16 protein-coding genes are annotated in these 23,240 nt (G+C 56.3%); 10 read left to right on the plus strand and 6 right to left on the minus strand.

Features of this window, described 5'->3' with window-relative positions; translation table 11 throughout:
* Positions 1-54: 54 nt before the first annotated feature.
* Positions 55-372, plus strand: a complete 318-nt coding sequence (locus MJ923_RS10310; protein WP_126168089.1) for a winged helix-turn-helix domain-containing protein — start codon at positions 55-57, stop codon at positions 370-372.
* Positions 369-1,826, plus strand: a complete 1,458-nt coding sequence (locus MJ923_RS10315; protein WP_240591004.1) for an NAD(P)/FAD-dependent oxidoreductase — start codon at positions 369-371, stop codon at positions 1,824-1,826. Before MJ923_RS10310 ends, MJ923_RS10315 begins: the two co-directional genes overlap by 4 nt.
* A gap of 165 nt (positions 1,827-1,991) precedes the next feature.
* Here MJ923_RS10315 and MJ923_RS10320 read toward each other — a convergent pair whose 3' ends face one another.
* Positions 1,992-3,104, minus strand: a complete 1,113-nt coding sequence (locus MJ923_RS10320) for a phospholipase C/P1 nuclease family protein (RefSeq protein WP_240591005.1) — start codon at positions 3,102-3,104, stop codon at positions 1,992-1,994.
* Positions 3,105-3,398: 294 nt separating this feature from the next.
* Here MJ923_RS10320 and MJ923_RS10325 point away from each other — a divergent pair, with 294 nt between their 5' ends.
* From MJ923_RS10325 to MJ923_RS10340, 4 genes are all read left to right on the plus strand, one after another.
* Positions 3,399-6,185 carry a TonB-dependent receptor gene (locus tag MJ923_RS10325; RefSeq protein WP_240591006.1) on the plus strand — a complete coding sequence of 929 codons (2,787 nt, stop codon included), beginning with the start codon at positions 3,399-3,401 and terminating at the stop codon, positions 6,183-6,185.
* A gap of 237 nt (positions 6,186-6,422) precedes the next feature.
* Positions 6,423-7,310: a transcriptional regulator MelR gene (gene melR, locus MJ923_RS10330; RefSeq protein WP_240591007.1), complete on the plus strand. Its 888-nt coding sequence runs from the start codon at positions 6,423-6,425 to the stop codon at positions 7,308-7,310.
* Positions 7,311-7,450: 140 nt separating this feature from the next.
* Complete coding sequence (locus MJ923_RS10335; protein ID WP_240591008.1) at positions 7,451-9,535, plus strand: glucosidase family protein; 2,085 nt, start codon at positions 7,451-7,453, stop codon at positions 9,533-9,535.
* Positions 9,536-9,596: 61 nt separating this feature from the next.
* The gene (locus MJ923_RS10340; RefSeq protein ID WP_240591009.1) at positions 9,597-10,796 is read left to right on the plus strand and encodes a trans-sulfuration enzyme family protein; all 1,200 of its coding nucleotides are present in this window, start codon (positions 9,597-9,599) and stop codon (positions 10,794-10,796) included.
* A gap of 122 nt (positions 10,797-10,918) precedes the next feature.
* Here the strand turns inward: MJ923_RS10340 and MJ923_RS10345 are convergent, their stop codons facing one another.
* The 4 genes from MJ923_RS10345 to MJ923_RS10360 all read right to left on the minus strand — a co-directional run bounded on the left by MJ923_RS10345 (position 10,919) and on the right by MJ923_RS10360 (position 15,759).
* Positions 10,919-12,892: a glycoside hydrolase family 97 protein gene (locus MJ923_RS10345; protein ID WP_240591010.1), complete on the minus strand. Its 1,974-nt coding sequence runs from the start codon at positions 12,890-12,892 to the stop codon at positions 10,919-10,921.
* Positions 12,893-13,069: 177 nt separating this feature from the next.
* A complete protein-coding gene (locus MJ923_RS10350) occupies positions 13,070-13,828 on the minus strand; it encodes a heme ABC transporter ATP-binding protein (protein ID WP_240591011.1) in 759 nt (252 codons plus the stop codon).
* 10 nt (positions 13,829-13,838) lie between these two features.
* Positions 13,839-14,873 carry a FecCD family ABC transporter permease gene (locus tag MJ923_RS10355; protein WP_240591012.1) on the minus strand — a complete coding sequence of 345 codons (1,035 nt, stop codon included), beginning with the start codon at positions 14,871-14,873 and terminating at the stop codon, positions 13,839-13,841.
* 1 nt (position 14,874) lies between these two features.
* Complete coding sequence (locus tag MJ923_RS10360) at positions 14,875-15,759, minus strand: heme/hemin ABC transporter substrate-binding protein (RefSeq protein ID WP_240591013.1); 885 nt, start codon at positions 15,757-15,759, stop codon at positions 14,875-14,877.
* A gap of 184 nt (positions 15,760-15,943) precedes the next feature.
* Here MJ923_RS10360 and MJ923_RS10365 point away from each other — a divergent pair, with 184 nt between their 5' ends.
* The 4 genes from MJ923_RS10365 to MJ923_RS10380 all read left to right on the plus strand — a co-directional run bounded on the left by MJ923_RS10365 (position 15,944) and on the right by MJ923_RS10380 (position 21,014).
* A complete protein-coding gene (locus MJ923_RS10365) occupies positions 15,944-18,007 on the plus strand; it encodes a TonB-dependent hemoglobin/transferrin/lactoferrin family receptor (protein WP_240591014.1) in 2,064 nt (687 codons plus the stop codon).
* Between the two features lie 7 nt (positions 18,008-18,014).
* Positions 18,015-18,533, plus strand: coding sequence for a heme utilization cystosolic carrier protein HutX (gene hutX, locus MJ923_RS10370; RefSeq protein ID WP_240591015.1), 519 nt, complete (start codon positions 18,015-18,017; stop codon positions 18,531-18,533).
* 2 nt (positions 18,534-18,535) lie between these two features.
* Entirely contained in the window at positions 18,536-19,099 is a 564-nt protein-coding gene (gene hutZ / locus MJ923_RS10375; protein WP_276313056.1) for a heme utilization protein HutZ, read from the plus strand.
* 127 nt (positions 19,100-19,226) lie between these two features.
* On the plus strand, positions 19,227-21,014 hold the full coding sequence (locus MJ923_RS10380; protein WP_240591016.1) for an ABC transporter transmembrane domain-containing protein: 1,788 nt from the start codon (positions 19,227-19,229) through the stop codon (positions 21,012-21,014).
* 82 nt (positions 21,015-21,096) lie between these two features.
* Here the strand turns inward: MJ923_RS10380 and MJ923_RS10385 are convergent, their stop codons facing one another.
* On the minus strand, positions 21,097-23,214 hold the full coding sequence (locus tag MJ923_RS10385; RefSeq protein WP_240591017.1) for a M12 family metallo-peptidase: 2,118 nt from the start codon (positions 23,212-23,214) through the stop codon (positions 21,097-21,099).
* Positions 23,215-23,240: the final 26 nt, after the last annotated feature.

Raw genomic sequence — 23,240 nt, forward strand, 5'->3', positions numbered from 1 at the left:
TGGTAAGTCAGGAAAATTCGCGTAATTTGAGGGAAATACGTTCAGGAGTGAGCCATGGCCAAAGACATCGACAGCGAGCCTCAAGTGAGCAAGCAGCATAAAGCCTTTCTGCGAAAATTGTACCTGGCGCACCTGATGGACGATGAGCGCCACAACCTGTTATCGCTGGGTAAGCTCACGGGTATGCCCAGGCGTACCCTGCAGGACGCCATTGCCAGTTTTGGCGATATAGGTATCGAGGTGGAGTTCGTTCAGGACGGCGAGCGTCACAACGCCGGTTACTATCGGGTGCGTACCTGGGGTCCCATCAGCAGCGCCTGGATGGATACCCATCTGGATGAAGTTAAAGCCCTGCTCGGAGTCGAGTCGTGATCCCGGCCGGCGGCCTGGGTGAGAGCCTGTGGGCCCATACCCTTGGCGAAACCATGGCGCCAAGGCCTGCCCTTGAGGGCGATATCCAAGCCGATGTCTGCATTCTCGGCGCCGGTTATTCCGGACTCTGGACCGCGTATTTTCTGAAACGCTTTAACCCGAGCCTCAATGTTGTGGTGCTGGAAGCGGCCATGGCCGGTGAGGGCGCTTCCGGTCGCAATGGCGGCTGGTTTATGGGCAGCTTTGGTGGTGATATCGACTATTTGGCAATGCTGGATGGCGAGCGTCGCGACCGCGCCAGGCAACTTATCACCGGCACTGTGGCGAGGGGCGCTAGTTTGCTGGCCAGCCTCGGCATCGACTGCGATTTTCACCATGGTGGCAATTTGCATGTGGCGGCGCGCTACCCGCAGCAGCTTAAGCGTTTAAAGGCCGAGTTTGAGCACTTTCGCAGCGCTGGTTTTGATGACACAGATATCCGCTGGCTTGACGCCGATGACGCCAAAAAGGCGCTGAATTTACCCGCCACTGAGGCGGCAATTTTTACCCCGCATTGCGCCAGGGTGCAGCCGTTAAAGCTGGTTCGGGGGCTTGCCCGAGTGGTCGAAACCCTGGGCGTGAAGCTCTATGAACAGAGCGCCGTGACTCAGGTTCAGCCGCAGCAGGTGCGGCAAAAGGCGCTGACCGCAAAAGGCAGTGTCACGGCCAATATTCTGGTTTCGGCGCTCGAAGGTTATCAGCGGCTGCTGGGACTTGATGGCAACACCAGCTTACCGATATTCAGTATGCTCTGTGCAACCGAGCCACTTGGCGAGGCGCAGTGGCAGAACATTGGCCTCGACGGCAGACAGACCTTTGCCGATGCCTCGCGGCTTATCACCTATGGTCAGCGCAGCCATGATGGCCGCCTGGTGTTTGGTGCCCGCGGTGGCTATGGCTTTGGCGGCGCGGTTAAAACCCGTTTTGGTTTTCGGCCAAGACGTTTGGGCGAACCGCCCATGGGCGATATGTTTGACCTTCGAAGTGAGCTGCTCAGCGCCTTCTTCCCGGCCCTCAAGGGTGTGGAGCTGACCCACGGCTGGGGCGGCTGCCTTGCGCTGTCGCGCCGATTCAGGCCCCACGCGATTTTTGATAACACCACAGGCCTTGCTTTTATTGGCGGCTATGGCGGCGAAGGCGTAGGCGCCAGCATGCTGTTTGGCGAAACCCTGGCGAGCCTGATTGTGAAACCCGACAGTGAACTTGCCAGCATGCCCTGGGCCTATCAGGGCAAGGTCACGGAAATCTTGAGGCGCTGGGAGTCTGAGCCTTTTCCCTGGCTTGGGTACAGTGCCAGCGGCGCCTTGTTTCGCGCCGAAGAAAAGCTGCTGGTTCGCCGCCCGCAAAGTAAACTCACATCGGGCGTATCCAAACTCGCCGATGCCCTCGAAGCCTTTATGAACCGGACCGATTAAGGAAGGTGCGAATAAGTCCCGTGCTTGCTCTGCGTGTGCTTAAAGTGGATAGATGCAAGGCACAGTTCGCAGCGAATGGCCCTAGTCCTTCGCAAGAACTGTAACGCAGCAGATACCGCTGTAAGCCACGCCCTACGGGGCTTTGATAGCAACACCATTTCTGCGTTATTCAACTTCAGCAGGCCTCGGCATGCCTTCAGTTGAATGCCTTGAACTGTCGCTGCTATCAAAGCCAGAGCTGTGCGACGACTTGTTCGCACCTTCCTTAAGCGCTGCCGATTGATTAAGCGCGCCGGACTGCTTAAGCCAGATCCCCAGCGCCACCACGGTGGCATCCACTGCCGCCTTGTGCCGTCCGGCAACAAAGCCCTGATAGTCTGGGGTGCATCTTTGGTCGTTAATGGTGAAATCCCCCATTTTATCAATGTGTTTTAGCTGCTGGTTATAGCCCGAAAAATACTTGTGGCCGATATCCTGTTGCCAAAAAATTCCCCAGCGCTGGTTGCAGCCTGCCATGGGCGCAGTCAGCGCCGTCAGAGTTTGTCTGGCTGTGGTGTCCCGCAGTTGGCTGAGGGCAGCGCTGACGCCAGGCTCTGACGCTATCCCATCGAGCTGCGGGCAACGCATACCGGTTTGCGTCGAAACCGGCCAGGTATCTATGGGGTCGCTGATACTGAACAGGCCGCGAAAGCCCCAGCCGAGGTAACTCACCAGCGGTGCGAATTCCGGTTTCCAGGCGATGATTTTAGGGCCGTGATACACAGGCGCGGTATGGGCCGGCACTGTCACATCCTGGATCAGATGGATTAACGCGCCGAGGTAATAGCCTTGTTGGCTGCTGTCTGCCTCTGTAAGCCCTGTGACGCCTGCCTGCCACAGCCTTGCCATCGACATATCCGTTTTACCCGACAGCCGCTGGGCGTCCGAGGTCTTATCCGGATGATAAAAATGCCAGTTATGGATCCGCACCTTCATCGGGTAAAGCGCCTTGGCCTGGTCGCTGTCCATCAGGGTATCGGGCAGTTTACCCGCGCCCTTGTCCATGGCCAGGTTGCCAGCCATCACCTGCTGTTTAAGCTCGGCGCTCAGCGGCATATTGCACTTTTCCAGCACGTTAAAGGCTGCCTGAGTCAGCTTGTGGTGGCCTTCGTTTGGCTCGTAGGCCAGCGCGGCAGGGCTTATCAACATCAATGGCATCAGCCCGGCCAGCAGACTTAGGCCACGATGGGCAACGCCTTTTGTTGAGTGGCGGGATAACGCAAAGGGAGAGTGGGTCACATCGACATCCGTTTCTTGTGTTTCCCCGACTCTAGCAAATGCCAGTGGGGTCGCCAAGGCGCGCATGCCCGCTTTCGGGAACAACTATGCCAAAACCGGGAAGGAGATAAGCACATGGATTTCAGTGCGTTGTGTTTGGTTAGCAATCGGGAAACAGAACTTTGGGTTCCGGATGTCGTGCGCTTTAGTCGGGCCGCTAAATAGGGGCAATGCCGCGAGGCAGCAACCAACCCCACATCGTTGCCGTGGTATCGCAGCGTCTTGGGGCAACACCCAACAAGAGGCAGGATAACCATGAAACAACACACTTTGGCGCTGGCCATTGGCTGGGCGCTGGCGGGGGCCATATTGCCCGCCTGGGGCGCAGAGCCGAACACTAACGACCAAACCACCGAAAGCACCGTTGAAGAGTCCAGCGACAAGCAGGCCGTGGATGAAGTGATTGAGGTGCGCGGCATCCGCAGCAGTTTAAAAGAAGGCCAGGAAATCAAGAAGCTGGCCGACAACGTGGTGGATGCCATCGTTGCGGAAGACATCGGCAAATTCCCCGATGAAAACATCGCCGAGGCGCTGCAGCGGATCCCGGGGGTCAGCGTCAGTCGCAGTAACGGCGAAGGCCAGACAGTCACGGTGCGCGGCTTAACCGGCAATTACAATATCACTACCCTCAATGGCCGTAAGCTGGCGTCGGATAACCCGTCCCGCGACTTCAACTACGATGTGATTGCCTCTGAACTTATCAGTCAGGTGCAGGTGCACAAGACTCCCCAGGCGCACCTCACCGAGGGCGGCATAGGCGCGGTAATCGACGTGAAAACCGCCCGGCCTCTGGATATGGGCGAATTTGTGCTGGCGGGCAGCCTGCGCGGCGCCTACAACGAGCGGGCCGAGAGCCTGGATCCCCGCGCCTCGCTGCTTATCTCCGACACCTTCCTTGATGATACGTTTGGCGCGCTGTTTTCGCTGACCCACTCCAAATACACCAACCGTCACGACGCCTATGGCGCCGCCTCATTCCACGCCCGTGAGGTGGATATTGGCGCAGACGGCAATGTGGAATATGCCAATGCCCGTTTCCCGGGGTATGTGCAGCTCACCTCCTATGAAGATGAGCGTGAGCGCACCGGCAGCACCTTTGCGCTGCAATACCGGCCGCTGGATAACCTCGACATCACCCTCGATGGTCTCTACAGCCAGTATGATATCGACTCCCGCGGTAAGCAGCTGTCGGTGGTGACTTACTCCGAGTGGTGGCTGCCTGCGCCCAACGGCACCTACACAGATGCGCTTATCGGCGACGATGGCTGGGCCGACCGCCTCGCCTGGGAAGGTCCGGCGCTGATGGACATAGTCGATACCCGAAGCCCAAGGCGCAACACCACCTGGCAGCTCGGGCTTAACTTTGCCTGGATGCTGGACGACCTGACCCTGACCCTGGATATGGCCGAGTCGCGCGCCAAAAACGAAAACAATGGTGATAACAAATACATAGTTGCGCGTTCCGGCATTCAAAGCGCCAGCGTCGATTGGACCTCGGGCGGCGATGTGCCGGATATTCTGCTGTCTGAGCCAGTAACTCCGGACGGCACCTTTGGCGCCTGGTATACCAACAGCGATGGCATCGGGGTGGAAGACAAGACCCGCCACTTTGCCTTCGATGGGGTGTGGGAAAACGAGGGGCTTTTCAGCAAGCTGATGTTTGGCGTGGGGTACGATACCCAGAAGAAAGATCGCCTGACTTTCCGCTCGGTCAACCCATCAATTTTTGCCGGTGAAAACCTCGACAAGGTCAATGCCCCGTCCTCGGCGCTGGTGAATTTTTACGGCCATGAGTGGTGGCAGCTGCCCTCAAGTGTGATGCTGCCGGGCGGTATCAACGACTTTATGAATGGCATAGATGCCAATATTCCCGATGACTGGGCCAGCGTGGATGTGGATGCCCTGTACGACTATCTCGCCACCCTCGACCCGGCTGCGGCGGCGCTGTTGCAGCCAGAGCTTAAGCTGGCGCAAACCTTCAGCATCGAAGAGAACATCTTTAACGCCTATGTCGAAACCAACCTGACCGACAGTGTGTTTGATATGCCGTATCTGGTGAACCTGGGCCTGAGGTACGTCCGCACTGATGTTACCTCCAGTGGTTACACCCAGAACATCCATAAACTGGAGTTCGATGCCAATGGCGACCCTGTGGATGACAGCTGGATGGCAACCCAGCCGGTGGCCGAGGATTACAACTACGATAACTGGCTGCCAAGCATCAACGCCAAGCTGGATGTGACCGACGAGCTGGTGCTGCGGGCGTCCTGGTCGCAGGTTATCTCGCGTCCATCGCTGTGGGAGCTGTCGCCCTATACCTATATCGGCATTACCCCGAACGAGCAGGGCGTGCGATACCTTGAGATGTCGGTGCCGGATCTTAAGCCTTACACAGCAGATCAGTTTGATACCGCGCTGGAATGGTATTACTCCGATGAAGGCACACTCGCACTCGCCACCTTCTACAAGGATGTGGCCAGCTTCATCAAGTGGGACAAAACCCAGGAAGAGATTGGCGGTCAGCCATTTGAAGTGTGGCGCCCCTACAATGACGACCGAAGCTCGCTTATCCGCGGCTTTGAAATTGCCTGGCTGCAAACCTTCGATGCCCTGCTGCCCTTTGAGGGCCTCGGGATCCAAGCCAACTACACCTACAACGACAGTGTTTCGGCCGAAACCGATGATGAAGGTAATCACAAGCCGTTCCCTGGCCTCTCGGACGACCAGTACAACCTGGTGGCCTTTTACGAGCACGAAGGCTTTGAGGCGCGTATTGCCTACAACTACCGTTCCGGCTTTTATCTGGGTGAAGCCTGGTCTTGGGTGGATAACGACTGGCTTGCCGAAGAGCGCTGGGCCAATGCCAGCAGCTGGCTGGATATGAGCATGAGTTACGACATCAACGACAACTTTACCGTGACTGCCGATGTCACCAACCTCGAAGATAAGGTCTACACCGAGTATTTGGCAGACCCATCCCATATCACCTATGCCGCCAGCTACGGCAGGCGTTTCTCCCTCGGCCTGCGGGCGCGTTTCTAAGCCCGAGCCTTGCTGGCGCACCTGTGTTCCCGGGAGCGCCGGCTTTTCCTGGCATGCTGATTTACCAGGACTATCTGAGACCCTGTCTCATTTTGCCTGGCCGTCACTGACGGCCTTTTTTATTTCCCGAAGCTTTATCTCCTGAAATCAGCACTTTTATTCCTGAAAACTCAGCTGTCGATTGAGTAGATTGTATGCAATGTTTAGTATGAGCAAAAAATCATAAGAGCCATCGCCATGCAAGACTGGATAACCCGCATCGCCTTTGACAACGCCAGCCCCCTCGTTACCCAGGCCAGCGAACACAAGTTCGGCTTTCAGGTACATCAGCCAGAAATCATGGCGCACAGCCATTGGCATGGTCATGTGGAAATTAATTATCTATTTGATTGCTCTGCTGATTATTTGATTAATGGCCACAAGATAAGCGTGCCAGAGGGCAAGATGATTATCTTCTGGGCATCGATTCCCCACCAGATGATTGCCAGCCAGGGCGATGGTTATATGGTCAATGTGTATATTCCGCTGCAGGCATTTCAGTCGTGGAAGTTCCCCTCAGAGTTTGTTGGCTTGCTGCTGCGGGGCGAGGTGCTGGTGTCGGACAAGCTGCACCTTAGCGACTATGAACTTACCCGTCAGTGGGAGCAGGACCTGACCCGGGGCGACCCTGCGCTCACCGCTCAGGTGGTGAGTGAAATCCGCTGCCGCATCCGGCGAATGTCGGTGGAGAAATACACCCATTTTGGCCTGGCAGAGCAGGAGGTGACCCGAGAGCTCAAAAGTCCGGTGTCGGGGCTGTTCCACATAGATACCATGCTCAGGTACATCGCTGAGCACTACGATGAAAAAATCACCGTCGACAACGTGGCCGCCGCCACCGGGCTGCACCCCAACTACGCCATGAAGCTGTTTAACAAGGTGATGAAAATTTCCATCAAGCAATACATCAACCGTTTGCGGCTGCAACATGCCCAGGCCTTGCTGGTGGATACCGAGCGTGGGGTGCTGAATATTGCCGTTGAGGCGGGGTTTGGCTCCATCAGCCGTTTTTACGACATCTTTCAGCGCGAACTCAAAATGACGCCACAGGAGTTTCGTGCCCGCACCCAAAAGATGCGCGCATAACCTTTTTCGGGAACTGGAAGCGGGGAAAACGCAAGTCGTCCCTGCGGGCAACTGGCATGCTGGCTCTCAGGCCCAGTCAGAAATCAAACGTCTGTAAGCTATTAAAAACCAATTAAAATAACCCTATGGAGATTGCAACCATGCGCCGCTCCCTCGCATTGGCATTGTGCTGCCTTATATCCCCGCTGCTTACCCCTGCCCAGGCTCAAACGCGGCCGCAGGCCAGGCCCGTCGCTTTACCAGAGTTACCCAGCCCCCAAGACCGCTGGCAGCTCAATGATTCGGGTATCGAGTGGCAGGTGACAGATGCCCATGAAGATCATCTTGAGATGGCTGGTGAGCAGATCGCGGCCATTATCCGCTATGGCGCGGCGGCGGATGGCTCGCTTATCTTGTCCCGCAAACTGGTGTGGCCCATGCTGCGCACCCTGCCCAACGACACCCATGCCAGCCTTATCCGCGACTTTGTTGCCCTGCCGGAGGTGCGTGTTGGCGATAAGCCGCAAATATTCAAGCTGCGTAAGGTCACTTTTGATGGCGCTCTGACTCTGGAGGCTGAGGCGCTGGAAGCTGAAGCGCTTGAAGCTAAGAAAGGCGGCGGACTGCGGCTGTCTGTCACCCTGGCACCGGATACCACAGAGGCGAGTTTTTACGAGCAGTACCAGCTTAAAAATAAGGGGGATAAAGCGATTTCACTGTCCCTCAGCCTGCCTTCGCAGCAGGAGCAAACACAGGCTGCCGAAGGCGTGTATGGCAGCTACATACTGACCCTTGAGGGTGCCTTTGACCCGGCGGCCAAGGCAACTGGCGAACGGTTGCTGACTCTTGCCCCTGGTGAGGCCGTGAGCTTTGCGCTGCGCTTCAGTGGCCGCGCCGAGCAGCAGCCGAAATTTCCCGGGCTCAATGTCGGTATGGCAACCGATGCCCTCAAGAGGCGCGCCGCTAAAGTGGCTGAGTTTAATCGCAATCTGGTGTTGGAAACGCCGGATCCCGTGATAAACCAGATGTTTGCCTTTGCCAAACTGAGGGCGACCGAAAGCATTTTCCGCACCCGTGGCGGCCTGATGCATGGCCCCGGCGGCAGCCGCTACTATGCTGCGATTTGGGCCAACGATCAGGCCGAATATGTAAACCCTTTCTTTCCGTTTTTGGGCGATGCCAACGGCAATCACTCCGCCATGAACAGTTTCCGGCACTTCGCCCGTTTTATGAATCCTGACTACCGGCCACTGCCCTCATCCATCATCGCCGAAGGCAAGGATATTTGGGCTGGCGTGGGTGACAGGGGCGACTGCGCCATGGTGGCCTATGGCGCCGGGCGTTACGCGCTGGCCCGTGGCAGCGTAGCTGAGGCAAAAGAACTTTTACCTCTGATTGACTGGTGCCTGGAGTACAACCGTCGCCAGAAGACACCCGAGGGGGTTATTGCATCCGACACCGATGAGCTCGAAGGCCGCTTCCCCGCAGGCAAGGTGAACCTCAGTACCAACATGCTTGGCTTCGCCGCGCTTAAATCCGCGGCTAATATCTACCGCTCGCTGGGGCAGGGAGACACCGCCGAAGAACTGGATACTGAGGCGGCCAGGCTGCGTCTTGCCATTGACAGCTACTTTGCCGCAACGGTGGAAGGCTTTGATACCTATCGCTATTACGAAGGCAACGACAAGCTGCGTGCCTGGATTGCCCTGCCGCTGGTGATGGGGTTTGATGAGCGCAGGCACGGCACTCTTGCCGCGCTCTTATCAGACAAGCTTTGGAGCGAGAACGGCATTTACACCGAGTCCGGCGATAAGACCTTTTGGGACAGGGCGACCCTGTATGCGTTTCGCGGCATTTTCGCTGCCGGTGAAACCGATACCGCCATGGCCTATTTCAAGTATTACAGCCAGCGAAGGTTGCTCGGTGAGCACGTGCCCTACGCGGTGGAAGCCTGGCCCGAGGGGGGGCAGCGACATCTGTCAGCAGAATCAGGGCTTTATGCGCGGGTTGTGACCGAGGGGCTGTTTGCCATCGAGCCCACCGGCTTTAAATCCATGACGCTGGCTCCCCGTCTGCCGCAAAGCTGGGATAAGATGTGTTTGCGCCATATTCGCGCCTTTGACGATGACTTTGATATCTGCACCGAGCGCAAGGGGGATGGGCAACAAATCCGGCTTATCAAAAACGGGGCAGAGCTGAAGAGTCAGTATTGGGATGGCAGAGCGCCGCTGCCAATGTCGCTCTAAGCCGGGCCTTGGGCCGGGTTTAGCAGACCTGTATAACCCCGGCCTTTTTCAGGAATACACAATGAAGGACTCTGCAACAGATCCGCTGGGGCTTACCACCGCCCTGTGCCATGACGATGCCATTGGCAGCGAAACCTTTGGCGCCGTGGTGCCGCCCATCTATCAAAACTCGCTGTTCACCTTTGCCAGTTGGCAGGCCATCGACAGCGCCTTCGATGACAAGATAAATAACGCCATCTATACCCGTGGCCACAACCCGACCGTGGTGCAGGCCGAGCAGAAACTGGCGCAGCTTGCAGGCGCCGAAAAGGCCAAGCTGTTTGGCTCGGGCATGGCCGCCATTGCCGCTGGCATACTGCATTTTGTTCGTCCTGGCTGCCATATCATTTGCGTGCGAAATGCCTATGGGCCCACGGTGCGGCTGCTGGATGATTACCTTAAAAGCCGCATTGGGCTTGAGGTGAGCTTTGTCGGCGGCGAAGCCGATGAGATTGCTGCCGCCATCAGGCCGAACACCAAACTGATTTATCTTGAAAGCCCCTCATCCGGGGTGTTCGGGCTACAGGACATTGCTGCTATCGCGGCTCTCGCAAAGGCGCGGGGCATAGCCAGCATGATAGACAACACCTGGGCTACGCCTGTGTATCAGAGGCCGCTTTCCATGGGGGTGGATTTGGAGGTGCACTCCTGCTCCAAATACCTTGGCGGCCACAGCGATATCGTCAGCGGTGTGCTTATGGGTAGCGCCGGGATAATCGATGCCATTACCGCAAACGAGTTTGAGCTTTTGGGAGCCAAGATGGCGCCCATGGAGGCCTGGTTTTTACTGCGAAGCCTGCGCACCCTGCCGCTGCGGCTTGAGCGCCATCAGGCCTCGGCATTGAAGGTGGCCAAGTATCTTGAGTCCCACCCCAAGGTGGCGTCGGTGAGTTACCCCGGGCTTGAGTCGCACCCGCAATATGCGCTCGCGAGGCAGCAGATGCTCGGCTTCACCGGCCTGATGGCGTTTCGGCTCGCATCCTCTGACCTTGATGCCATCAAGGGCTTTGTGAATGGCCTTAAGCTGTTTCGTATCGGCGTCAGCTGGGGGGGGCATGAGAGCCTGATCTTCGCCCCCGCCATCAGCTACTTGAAGGAAATGACCCCGGCCCAGTTTGAACCCATGGGGTTGTCATTGGGGGATATGCGCATTTCGGTGGGGCTGGAGGACTGTGAAGATCTGATAGCCGACCTCGAGCAAGCGCTTGCGAACCTGGCGTAAGCGCAAGCCTGGCGCAAGTATATACCTGACGTAAGTACGAAGCTGGAATTGAAAAGGGAGCCGTTGGCTCCCTTTTCTTTTGTTCCTTTTTTTTGGCTCTCTTTTCTATAGGCAACTGCCGATTACAGCGGCGTCAGTATGGCCGCAAACCCGCCGCCGCCCACCATGGGAATGGCAAGGGGGGCGCCGCTGTCTATCACAGACTCGCTGAAGCGATAGTCTTCGGCGTGGCGGCTTGAGTTCAGCCCATCCTGCATCAGACTCAGGCGGTATTTGCCCGCCGGCAGAAAATCGAGGCGCGCTTCTAGGGTGCGCGGCTGCTCATTGGTCATGGCGCCGATATACCAGCTATCGCCCCTGCGCCGCGCCAGCATCAGGTATTCACCGATGGATGCGTGCAGCACCCGGTACTCATCCCATACAGTGGGAATACTGCTGATAAAGGCCGGAATGTCTGGTTCGGCCAGATAGCTTGAGGGCGTATCGGCCAGCATTTGCAGCGGGCTTTCGTAAAGCACATACATGGCCAGCTGGTGGGCACGGGTACCAAGGCTCATGGGGCGTGAAAACACGCTGTTGAAGTTTTTAAGGTGGGCGTTACGCATGGCGCCCGGGGTGTAATCCATGGGGCCGGCAATCATGCGGATAAAGGGCAGATGTAGGTTATGGGTTGGGGTGATCACGTTGGACCATTTGTGGTTTTCAAGCCCCTTAACCCCTTCGCGGGTCATCACATTGGGGTAGGTGCGATGAATTCCGGCAGGCTTGTACGAGCCGTGGAAGTTCACCATCAACTGGTACCTGGCGGCCATGGCGGCGGCGCGCCAGTAAAAATTAACCATCGACTGGCTGTCGCTGTTCATAAAGTCGATTTTAAGGCCGGTGATGCCCCAGTCACGATAGCGCTTCATCGCCTTTTCCATCTGCTTGTCGAGCCCGCTCCAGGGCACCCAAAGCTGCACAGCTACACCCTTGGCTTTGCCGTGGCGGATAATTTCCTGCATGTCGATGCCGGGCAGTACGGTAAGTACGTCTTCGTGGGTTGACCAGCCATCGTCGATGAGTATGTTCTCAATGCCAAACTTGGCCGCAAAATCAATGTAGTACTTATAGGTTTGGGTGTTGATGCCAGCGTCAAAATCCACACCTTTGAGGTTATTTTCGTTGTACCAGTCCCAGGCGATTTTGCCGGGCTTAATCCAGTCTGGCTTGCCGATGCGGGAGGGCTCTGACAGCAGATAACTCAGCTGATTGTCCATCAGCGCAGCATCGCTGCGGGCCAGGCCTAGAATGCGCCAGGGGAAGCTTCGCGGGCCATCAATTGTGGCGATGCGGCTAAGCTCCTTGCCGTCGTTAGCCAAATCCTGAGGGTGCACGCCATACAGGCCTCCTTTGCCATCGCCCTTAATCCACAGGCCGGGGTAGTTTTGCAGATCGGTTTCTGTCAGCAGCACATTGATACCATTTGCCACCACCAGGGTTGGCAGGCTGCCAAGCTCATCGCCATCGATGGCCTTGACCGCCACCGGGGTAAAGTTGGGTTGGGTGGCGGTGCGAAAGTGCTTTTCGTAAGGGAAATAGGCAAAGCTGCCTGGGGCAAACTGAAACTCGCTCTGCTCGCTGGCAAGTTCGCGCTTGCCCTTAAGATGGGAGACAAAGCGGTAGGCAATGCCTTGATTGAAGGCTCTTAACTCCAGGTCGAACCCCTGAGTGAACTCCAGTGTCAGGCTATTGTATTGATTGGGGATACTGGCGCTTCGCACAGCCACTTCCGGCTGGATGATCTCATCTTTGCTGCCGCGATGCTGCCTTTTAAGCTCGGCGTTTGGCCCAAAGGCGCGTCCGTCGCTAAAGCTCATGCCGATGGGGGAGGGCAGTAGCACCTTGGTGCCATCGATACTGGCGCTGAGCGCGAGCTGCTGACCATAACTCAGGGTGGCCTGAATGCTGCCATCGGGGGAATTCAGTGACATCTCAGTGATGTCTGATTCGGCTTTGCCAGTAAGGCTGTTTGCCGAAAAGGCAGGTGCGCTCAGCACCAGTGCAGCCAGGCTGGTGAGCATCAGCGCCCTGGCGGATACAGATAAAGGTCCCATCTTGTGGCTTTCTCCTTGAAATGGGGGAATGGCCACAAAGCGTGGCCGGATGAAAGCCATTGAATCAGGAGCGCAAAAGCCTATCCCTTGGTTTTGATGCTATTGCTTCCCGGTTTCTAAGCAGACTGCCAATCAGGAAGCAACGCAGCGACTAAGCCGAGCCAAAGCAGCTGCGGGTCAGAACAGCAGTGTTCGGCCATCCTCCGCCACAAAGCGGCTCGGCTGATAGTGCCACACGGCATGGATATTTTGCGGCGTCAGGCATTTATCCGGGCTGCCACTCAAGCTGAGCTTGCCATTATTGAGAACATGAATGCCATCGCAGTATTCGGCGGCAAGATTCAGGCAGTGCAGCACCACTACCACGATAAAATTGCGTTCGCGGGCAAGGCGCCGGGCAAGCTTAAGTACCTTATGCTGGTGGGCGAGATCCAGCGCCGAGGTGGGTTCATCCAGCAGCAGAATGCCCCTGTCGGTTTGACTCAGTTGCAGCAGCACCCGCGCCAGTTGTACCCGCTGGCGTTCGCCGCCGGAGAGTTTGCCATATTGGCGCTCCTCAAAGCCGTCAAGGCCAACGGCCGCAAGACTTTGGCTTACGTAGCCTGCGATCTGTGCCTGTGACAGCGACAGTGGATAGGCCCCCATTTCAACCACTTCTGCCACCTGAAATGGAAAGTCCAGCTGCGCTTGTTGTGGCAGTACTCCGAGGCGGGTGGCGAGCTCAAGCCTTGGCCACATTGTCAGCGCAATATTATCCAGCGCAATGTCACCGCCGCTTGGGATAAGTTCCCGGCACAGCAGTCTAAGCAGCGTCGATTTGCCTGCACCATTGGGGCCAAGCAGGCCATACACCTTGCCCGGTTGCAGCGATAGATTGATATCACTCAGCACCCTTTGATGAGTGGGGCCGAAGCTTAGATTGGAAACCGTCAGCATCTGTTTTCTCCTAACCCAGTCTGTGGCGCTGTTTGAGCAGCAAAAAGATAAAGAAAGGCGCGCCCAGCAGCGCCGTGACCAGGCCCACCGGCATTTCGGCGGGGGCCAGCAGGGTGCGGGCAAGAATGTCAGCCAGTGCCAGCAGCAGGGCGCCTGCAAGGGCACTTTGCAGCAGCAGTTTTTGATGGCTGGCACCGCTTATCATCCGCACCAGATGAGGCACCACCAAACCGATAAAACCTATGATGCCGGTGGCTGCCACCGCTACCCCCACACCAAGGGCGCACAGCACGACCAAACGCCGTTTCAGCTTTTGGGTATCTATGCCAAGGTGCCGTGCTTCACTCTCGCCAAGCAGCAGTGCATCCAGCGCCTTGGCATCACGTCGGAGCAGCCCATAAAGCAGCACCACAGTGACCAGGGTGAGAATGGCATAGTGCCAGTTGGCCCCGGCGATGGCGCCCATCTGCCACAGGCTTAAATCCCGCAGCGCGGTATCGCTGGCGATGTAATTCAAAAGCCCAATGCCCGCCCCGGCGAGTGCGGCCACAGCTACTCCTGCCAGCAGCAAAAGCACCACCGAGGTGCCGCCCCTGTGGCTGGCGAGTTTGTAGATAAGCACTGTGGTTGCCAGACCAAACACAAAGGCAAAAACAGGCACACTGATGGCGGGGGCTGCGGGCAGGAGCACCAGACAGATGGCAGCGCCCAGCGCCGCGCCTGAGGACACGCCGATGATCCCCGGATCGGCCAGCGGATTACGAAACAGCCCCTGCATCACGGCGCCGCACATGGCGAGGATGGCGCCGGTTGCCATGGCAAGCAGGGTGCGCGGCAGCCGCACATTTTCTATAATCAGCCGCTCGTGGGGCGCCAGGCTGGCAAGCTCGAACGGCAGCAAGGTATCCAGCAGCCCGCCAAGGGCATGCAGCGGGGCAATCGCCAGAGGACCCGTGCTCAGTGACACCAAACTGCAAAGGCCAAGCAGCCCAAGCAGCAAGGGCACAGCCAGCCGCTTGCGGCTTGAGGTTGGGGCAAGCTGCATATCAATCTTTCCGCACAAAATGGGCTTGCAGCGCTTCAGCAGCATCGATGGCGCCAAGCCCAACACCGCCAATCAGGGCGGCGGCGCTCAGCACCTGGATTGCCCCTTTCTCACCTGCTGGCGTATGGGCGAGCAGTGGAATTTCTTCAAGCAGGCTGGCAGCGGAAATCTCTGCCTCGCCGCGGCTGGCCACCAGAATAAGCTCTGGCGCCATCACCAACAGGCCTTCGGCCGACACATCCCGGTAGCCTTCAAAGTCGGCGATATTGTTCACTCCGGCGAGCTTTATGATGCTGTCGGCTGCAGTGCCCTTGCCGCCTACCCGGGCCGGACGGCCTGATTGCAGCAGCACGAACAGTACCCGCCCATTCACCTGAGTGTTACGCAACGCCTTGAGGCGATCTTCAACCCCTTTACTGAGCGCATTGGCCTGCTCCGCTTTACCCAGCCTCTCGCCAAGGGCCTGGATATTGGCCACCAGAGCGTTGGCATCGGTGGCTGTGGGCAGCACCATCACCTCAAGCCCTGCGCTTTGCACTGTATCCAGGGTGCTTTTGGGGCCCATGGCTTCGGAGCCAATCAGCACAGAGGCGCCCAAAGAGAGCAAGCCTTCGCTGCCAAGCTGGCGGTGATAGCCGACTCTTGGCAAGGCGTTCAGGCTGGCGGGCACAGTGCTGGTAACATCCACGGCGGCAAGCTGCCCGGCGCCATCCAGCGCCAGAATAAGCTCAGTCACACCGGCCCCGGCGCTGATTATCCGCTGGGCGCTGGTTGGGGTTGCTGCTGTGTCAGGGCTGGCAGCATCAGCGGCGTGTGCCGGGATGGTCAGTGGCGCAAACAACAGGGCAAGCAGTGGCAAGCAATATGTGGCAGTAAAACGTCTCATAGGGGCTCCGGCGTGATTCGACAAAGGATTGATTCCGATCAATATAAACGACAATGCAAATGATAATAATTATTATTTGATCTAAAGTGAATACTCAGATATCGTGCTTGCGATAAAAAATAGCCAGCAGCCACCCGGATAGAAACCCGTGGCCAGCTGGCATCGATTACGCGGAGTAAACAGCATGCACAAATCCTCTCTGGCGCTGGCGGTTCTTGCCGCGCTGACAACCTCCACCGCCAATGCAGAGCAAGGCCAAGCCTCTGCCTCTGAACTAAAAGCCGTTGCCGAATTGCCGCTGCATGTGGTGCAGGCCACCCGCAGCGAGGTGCCGGTTGAGCTGACCGGGCGGCACATTTCAGTGATAGAAACCGAGGCTTTGCAACAGCAGCAGGCGGCGTCTGTGGCCCAGACGCTGGCCGGTGAAGCCAACATCGAAATCAGCAATGGTCCACGAGCCAGCAGCCAGGGCGTGGCGATTCGGGGTCTTTCCGGCAGCAGGGTGCTGCAAACCATAGATGGCGCGCGCCAGAATGTCTCGGCCGGTCACAGGGGCTGCTTCTTTATCGATCCTGAGCTGTTGTCATCGGTTGAAGTCGTGCGCGGCGCAGCTTCCAGCCTTTGGGGCAGCGGTGCCATCGGCGGCGTGGTGGCCATGAACACCAAGTCGGTGGCCGAGCTTTTGGATGAAGGCGACAACTTTGGCGGTTACCTTAAGCAAGGCTTTGAAACCAATGGCGATGCCATGCGCTCATCGGCTGGTCTGTACGGCCGTGGCGGCGCCGTGGACTGGCTGCTTGGTGGCAGTTACCGCGACAGTGATGATATCGAGATTGGCGGTGGCGAAGCGCTGGCTCACAGCGCATCGCGCAGTAAAAATGGCCTGGCACGGCTTGGCTGGAGTATTTCAGACAGCCAGCGCCTGGAGCTTATCGCCCGCATGAGCGACATCAATGAGCTGGTGCCGAGCAACCCGGCTGCCGCCGTGAGCCGCTCGGTGCCGCTGGTGCAGCGAAACACCGAAGACAGCAGCGTGAATCTTAAATACCGCCTGGCGCCGCAAAACAACGACTGGCTGAATTTGACCGCCCAGCTGTATCAAAACCAGAGCCAATATCAGGAGCACAGGGTCAGCCGCAATCAGTTTGATGATACCGACTACGACACTCTGGGCTTTAGCCTGCTTAACCAGAGCGAGTTTGGAAAGCTTAGCCTGCTGCTGGGCGCCGATGGTTACCGCGACCAAATCCAAACCCAGAGGGATGACAGCGGCCAAAGCGGCCAGCGCCCCGGCAATATCGACGGCGAGACCAAGGTATTCGGGCTGTTTTCATCCGCCAGTTATGCCTTCGCTGAGCGCTGGATTGTGGAAGCAGGGCTGAGATACGACAGCTTCGATAACAAGAGCATCAACCTCGACCACGCCACCTCGGACGATGCCTTAAGCCCAAGCCTTGGGCTGGTATGGCAGGCCCAAGACTGGCTTACCCTGAGCGCCCGTTACGATGAGGCGTTCCGCGCCCCCAGCGTGGAGGAAATGTACTCCAGCGGCAGCCACTATTGTATTCCGCCTATTCCGGGCTTTTTGCCCCAGGGGCTGTGTAACCAGTTCCAGATTAACGAAAATCTGCGCCCTGAGCAGGCCAAAAACAAAGAGCTGAAGGCCGATTTGAATTTCAGCAACCTTGCCGGCGACGATGAGCTGCACTTAAGCGCCACCGTGTTTCGCAACGATATCGACGACTTTATTGTGCAGCAGGTAACTGACCCCTTGATGGGCATTCCTGGGCTTGAGCAATACACCCGTTGGGACAATGTGGGTGAGGCCAGGCTCACAGGCTTTGAGTTTGAGGGCAGCTACCGCTTTGGCGATACCCTGTTTGGTTTCAGCTACGGCGAGACCCGCGGCAAAGACAAGCTCGATGGTAGCTACATAGAGGGTATGCCCGCCAACAAACTCAAGCTGGATTTGTCCCGCGCCATCATGGATGGCGATATGAAACTCGGCACCCGCTATCTGTACGTGGCAACCCAAAACGAGGTTCCGGCCGGGCATAGCGTGCCGGGTTACGAGGACTATGGCCTGTGGGATCTGTACCTGAGCTGGCAGGTGCAATCCGGCAGTCTCACAGGCACCCGGGTCGACTTTGCCATTGAAAACGTAGGCGATGAAATGTATCGCCGTGCCTGGCAAACCCTGTATGAGCCTGGCCGCAATATCAAGCTGAGCCTGGCTTACAGCTTCTGAGGTGGCGATGAAACCGAATCACAATCCCGCCATCGCGGCACTGTTCAGTGAAAACCCGACCATCGGCTTTGCTGATGCGGCGCGCCAGCTGAATATCAGCGAGCTTGAGGTGGTGAACGCCATGGCTGCAACCTTGGTGGCCTGGTATCCACCGGCCAAGGGCATAGAAGCGCTGCTGAGGGAGCTTGCCAGTTGGGGCCCCATGACCGCCATCATTCAGGTGGCTGGCAATGTATTTGAATTTAAGGGGCCTTTCCCCATAGGTAAGCCGGGCCACGGCTACTACAACCTTATCCAGAAAGGCGAAGGGCTGGAGGGGCATATCAAACCGGACAGCTTTGCCGCAGTGGCCCTTATCAGCCGCCCCCTGCGTGGCCGCGACAGTCATCACTTTTGCTTTTTCGCCGCCGACGGCAGCGTGATTTTCAAGCTGTATCTGGGGCGGGATAAAGCAGGGGAGCTGCTGGCCGGACAGGTGGATAAGTTTATGTCGCTGAGAAATTTATTGGCAGCCGAGGAGGAATAATTATGGACAACACCCAAAAAGATGAGCGTTTAAGAGAGCGGCTGCTGCCGGAAATTGATGCCTTCAAACACAGCCGTCAAACGCTGCAGTTGGCGACCCGGGACAGCGACGGCATCCCCAACGCCAGTTACTCGCCCTTTGCCCTGACCGAGGCGGGCTTTTATATTCTGGTGAGTGATATCGCCCGCCATGGCAAGAACCTTAAAGACAGCAGCCAGGTCTCGGTGATGCTGCTGGAAGATGAGTCGGAGGCAAAAACCGTATTTGCCCGCCGCCGTCTGACCTTCGATGTCACCGCCGAGGCTATTGCGCGTGACAGCGCCGAGTTTGAGGCGGGTGTGAATGCCTTGGCTCAGCGCTTCGGCGATATGCCAAGGGGGCTGGCTCAGCTTGCCGACTTTAACCTGTACCGCTTAACCCCCAAACAAGGGCTGTACGTGAAAGGCTTTGGTCAGGCCTTTGCCTTAAGCGGTAGCGAGCTTTTGGATATTCAGTGGCAAAAGGATGGCCACAGGGGTGATAGCAGCAAGCTGGAAAGCTCAGTTTCGACCACAGCACCGGCCTGACCCTGAAGCGGGAACCGTATGATGGATGCAACCTTGGCTGTCTTGAAAAAGCGGCCAAGGTTGTTTTTTATCCGCATCGCCCACATATTGATTTGCAATCCCTGCTCACTTCCCGCTGGAGTTTCTTTTGCCGGATGCATCCGCAACGCACACGCCCGTTATCAATGCGGCGAAAAGCAATGTCGTCGCCTGGATTGGCAGTTTTTTACGCCCCTACAAACTCAGGGTACTGACGGCCCTTATTTGCCTGCTGATTGGCTCGCTGGCCTGGCTTGCGCTGGGGCAGGGAGTAAAACTCATTGTAGATGAAGGCTTTGTGGCCGGTAATGTCGACAGGCTCAATCAACTGGTGTGGGTGCTCATCGGTATAGCGGCCATCAGCTCCAGCGCCGTGTTCTGCCGCTTTTATCTGATGAGCTGGCTTGGCGAGCGGGTGAGCAATGATATTCGCGCCCGGGTGTACGATAACCTGTTAACCCTGCCACCGGCCTTTTATGCCAAGCTGCGTACCGGCGAAGTGATCTCGCGCTTTACCGCTGATTCTACCTTACTGCAAACCGTGATTGGCTCGAGTTTTTCCATGGCGCTGCGCTCTTTTGTGTCTGTGCTTGGCGGCATTGCCATGATGGCCATTACCAGCCTTAAACTCACGGCGCTGGTGCTCGTGGCCGTGCCTGCGGTGTTGGTGCCTATTCTGATTTTTGGCCGTAAGGTGCGCTCGCTTTCCCGCGACAGTCAGGACAGGGTGGCCGATCTCGGCGCCTATATCGATGAGAGCCTGCACGAAATTCACACGGTGCAGTCTTACACCCACGAACAGGTTGACCGGGATAAGTTCGGCGGTTTACTTGGCAAGGTGCTTGGCAGCGCCGGGCGGCGGATCCAGTTTCGGGCGCTGCTGATCGCCGGAGTGATGTTTTTAACCATAGCCGCCATCGCGCTGATGATTTGGGTCGGCGCAAGGGATGTAATGAGCGGCGCCATCAGCGCCGGTGAGCTTTCGGCCTTCCTGTTTTATGCCCTGCTGGTGGCGGGGGCCACCGCCACCATCAGTGAAGTGATTGGCGATGTGCAGCGCGCCAGCGGCGCCGCCGAACGTTTAAAAGAACTCAGTGAAGCGCAGAGCGATATTCCTGCTGCCGCCAACCCCATGAAGTTTCCCGATAATCTTGCCGGTGATATCCGCATCGAGGGGCTGAGTTTCAGCTACCCCGGCACTGAGGTGATAGCGCTGGATAATATTTCGGTGCATATCCGACCCGGTGAGAAGGTGGCGCTGGTGGGGGAGAGTGGCGCCGGTAAAAGCACCCTGTTTCAACTGCTTGGGCGCTTTTATGCCCCGGATAGCGGCGCGATTTACCTCGATAACACCGACATTGCCATGACCGATTTACAATCTTTGCGCCGTGCCTTTGCGCTGGTGCCCCAGGAGTCGGTGATTTTTGCCGATTCTGTGCTGGAGAACGTGCGCTACGGCAAGGTGGATGCGAGCCTCGATGAGGTCAAGGCTGCCTGTGTGGCCGCCCGCGCCCACGAGTTTATCGAGGCCATGCCCGAGGGTTACCACAGCTATCTTGGCGAGCGCGGAGTAAAGCTCTCCGGCGGCCAGAAGCAGCGCATCGCCATCGCCCGGGCGATACTCGCAGGCCGCCCGGTTTTGCTGCTGGATGAAGCGACCAGTGCCCTCGATGCGGTCAGCGAGCGCTACGTGAAAGAAGCACTGGATAGCCTCATTTCCGGCCGCACCAGCCTTATCATCGCCCACCGCCTCGCCACCGTAATCAACGCCGACCGTATTCTGGTGATGGACAAAGGCAAAATTATCGCCGAAGGCAGCCACACCGAGCTTTTGGATACCAGCCCACAATACCGCGAATTTGCCAGCCTGCAGTTATTGAGTGAGGGGGGATTTTAAAAAATGATTTTTGATGTAGCTGATTTTTAATCGACAAAAAGGGAGCGGATAGCTCCCTTTTTGTCTTTTAAGCGTACGATGTTTAATTGTAATTAGCTGCTCTTCTCATTCTGGCCAGCATTAGCAGCGTCAAAGAGAGCCAGCTTAAGGTGCCACCTCCACCACTGCTTTCTGGCGCAGGGACAGGGGGAGGAACTGGCTTTTCTTTCACGCTGATCTTGGTTTCACTGCTGGATGATAGTTGACCATCTGAGACAGTTAATTCAACTACATATTCTCCGACAACATCGGGTGTAATGCTGGCATAGGTCCCCGTGCCCAAATCAGCACTCGCTTGACTGGAAGCGGGTTTGTTAATGAGTTTCCACAGGTAACTAATAGAGTCACCGTCAGGATCCGAGCTTTGACTGCCTTCTACGGCAACTGTTTGTCCTAAAGTTGTTTCCAACTGGCTGGGGGTAATTGCTGAAGGAGCAGAGTTTTCCATCCCCACTTTTACATAAACGGTATTTTTTACCTTGCCGCCTACACCGTTGTCTGCAATAAACGCCAATTTGGCATTACCGGTAAAATCGGTTTCGGGGGTAAAGCGATACAAGCCTGAATAATAGATATCCCAGCTTAAGCCTCCGATGCTGCCTTCGACTTCGGGGTAAACATTAATTAAATATCCCGCCTCAGTGTACTGACGCAAATCGAGCTCCACTGGCTGATTTATCGCTGTAGCAATCTGGAATACCTTTTCCTTGGGGGCTGGGCAGTCTGCGACAACATCAGCCTGTTCAGGTATTGAGCTTGCTAAGGTTGGGTCTGTCAGCGCCTTGAACTCGGTAATATTTGGGTAACCATCGCCGTCAAAGTCACGGCAGCGATAGGGAGAGGTTAGGCTTGAATCCCACATCGGATACTTATTGACAAACCAATCAGAGATCCCATCAAGATCTGAGTCGCTTTCCTTGGCTTCGGCAATAAAGAAACGCCTCAAGTTGAATGTATCTACCGCACTGGCGCCCTGTTCCAGTTCCAGAGTTAGTTCACCGCAGGAGGCGAGTGGACAATTTTCACCTTTGGCACCTGAGTATATTGGGCTGGTTGTGCTGGCGTAACTCATTATGGTGCCAACACCTGAAGTTTGGTCTACATAACCGAAGGAAAAGTTAAAGGCGCCGACTACAGCATTTTCCGTCACATAGTAACTATTAGCATAATCATGATCCGAGCCTAATAGATGGCCAATCTCATGAGCGATCACCTGATAGTCATCGACAGACCAAAAATGCCCCTGTCGTCTACCTACAGGCACTGCGCTGGCTCTACCTCTTGCATCTACCGTAAGAGGTGATGCAATGAGGCCTATAATATTTGGATGATATTGTTGATTTAACGCGGCTAAGCTCTCAAAGCCGTTTTCTCTGTTCTCCATGTCGACTGTCAATTTTGCCAACTTGTCATCGTAAGGTGGTGAACCCAAATCGAGAGAAAAATACTCTTTGCCGACTATATTTATATTGAGATTAACGCCAGAATCACTAAATGCTTTGTTGACGTAAGCTTCTAGCCCGGAGAAATACTCGTCCAATGAATCGGGGTAGAGATTAACAATATCTTGGGTATAGAGCAGTAATAAGCTGATATGTGATTTTGTCGGTAAGCTGTTGGGGTCATTCTTATCAGAACCTGCCATCAGCTCTTCCTGATCCAGAGCGCCATCCCCATCTGTGTCGTTAAGCTTTGGGTTAACTATCAAGGTTTCATAAAGCCCAGTACTTCCCACCGCGACCACTAAGTTATAGTGGGTTAACTCATCGGGAGTCAGGTTCAAGGTTAATGTGGCGCTGCCGGTCTGGTTGAGAGCATCTATATTGTCGCACACAAACCGGCTTCCCCTGGCCCGCTGTTTCAGCGTTATCTCACTTTCGTGTGCAAAGCGACACTCACTGAAGGGACTGTCTATATCCCAATTTTCAAACGCTGGATCTGCATCAGAAGGAGCGGCCTTTGTCAGACTCAGGTAAAAAGAACTGGCATTCGCGTTGACCGTATTTAGCTTACTGATGTCTATCTGAACGCCGCTGGGGACATCAGGATGAAGATAAGTCGTTTGGGTAATCTGAATACTATGGTCGTTGGCAAGAGCTGCGTGGCTGCTGAGAAACAGCAAACCAGAGGCAACCAAAGATATGCTTTGATAGAGGTTCATCTTTCATCCCTAAAAGTTGTTGTATT

The sequence above is a fragment of the Shewanella zhuhaiensis genome, from assembly GCF_022484835.1.
GTDB lineage: Bacteria > Pseudomonadota > Gammaproteobacteria > Enterobacterales > Shewanellaceae > Shewanella > Shewanella khirikhana.

Excerpts from the sequence above, each read along its gene's own strand:
- MJ923_RS10310 (WP_126168089.1), top strand. The coding sequence starts at position 55 with ATGGCCAAAGACATCGACAGCGAGCCTCAAGTGAGCAAGCAGCATAAA.
- MJ923_RS10325 (WP_240591006.1), top strand. The coding sequence starts at position 3,399 with ATGAAACAACACACTTTGGCGCTGGCCATTGGCTGGGCGCTGGCGGGG.
- melR (WP_240591007.1), top strand. The coding sequence starts at position 6,423 with ATGCAAGACTGGATAACCCGCATCGCCTTTGACAACGCCAGCCCCCTC.
- MJ923_RS10335 (WP_240591008.1), top strand. The coding sequence starts at position 7,451 with ATGCGCCGCTCCCTCGCATTGGCATTGTGCTGCCTTATATCCCCGCTG.
- MJ923_RS10340 (WP_240591009.1), top strand. The coding sequence starts at position 9,597 with ATGAAGGACTCTGCAACAGATCCGCTGGGGCTTACCACCGCCCTGTGC.
- MJ923_RS10345 (WP_240591010.1), bottom strand. The coding sequence starts at position 12,892 with ATGGGACCTTTATCTGTATCCGCCAGGGCGCTGATGCTCACCAGCCTG.
- MJ923_RS10350 (WP_240591011.1), bottom strand. The coding sequence starts at position 13,828 with ATGCTGACGGTTTCCAATCTAAGCTTCGGCCCCACTCATCAAAGGGTG.
- MJ923_RS10355 (WP_240591012.1), bottom strand. The coding sequence starts at position 14,873 with ATGCAGCTTGCCCCAACCTCAAGCCGCAAGCGGCTGGCTGTGCCCTTG.
- MJ923_RS10360 (WP_240591013.1), bottom strand. The coding sequence starts at position 15,759 with ATGAGACGTTTTACTGCCACATATTGCTTGCCACTGCTTGCCCTGTTG.
- MJ923_RS10365 (WP_240591014.1), top strand. The coding sequence starts at position 15,944 with ATGCACAAATCCTCTCTGGCGCTGGCGGTTCTTGCCGCGCTGACAACC.
- hutX (WP_240591015.1), top strand. The coding sequence starts at position 18,015 with ATGAAACCGAATCACAATCCCGCCATCGCGGCACTGTTCAGTGAAAAC.
- hutZ (WP_276313056.1), top strand. The coding sequence starts at position 18,536 with ATGGACAACACCCAAAAAGATGAGCGTTTAAGAGAGCGGCTGCTGCCG.
- MJ923_RS10385 (WP_240591017.1), bottom strand. The coding sequence starts at position 23,214 with ATGAACCTCTATCAAAGCATATCTTTGGTTGCCTCTGGTTTGCTGTTT.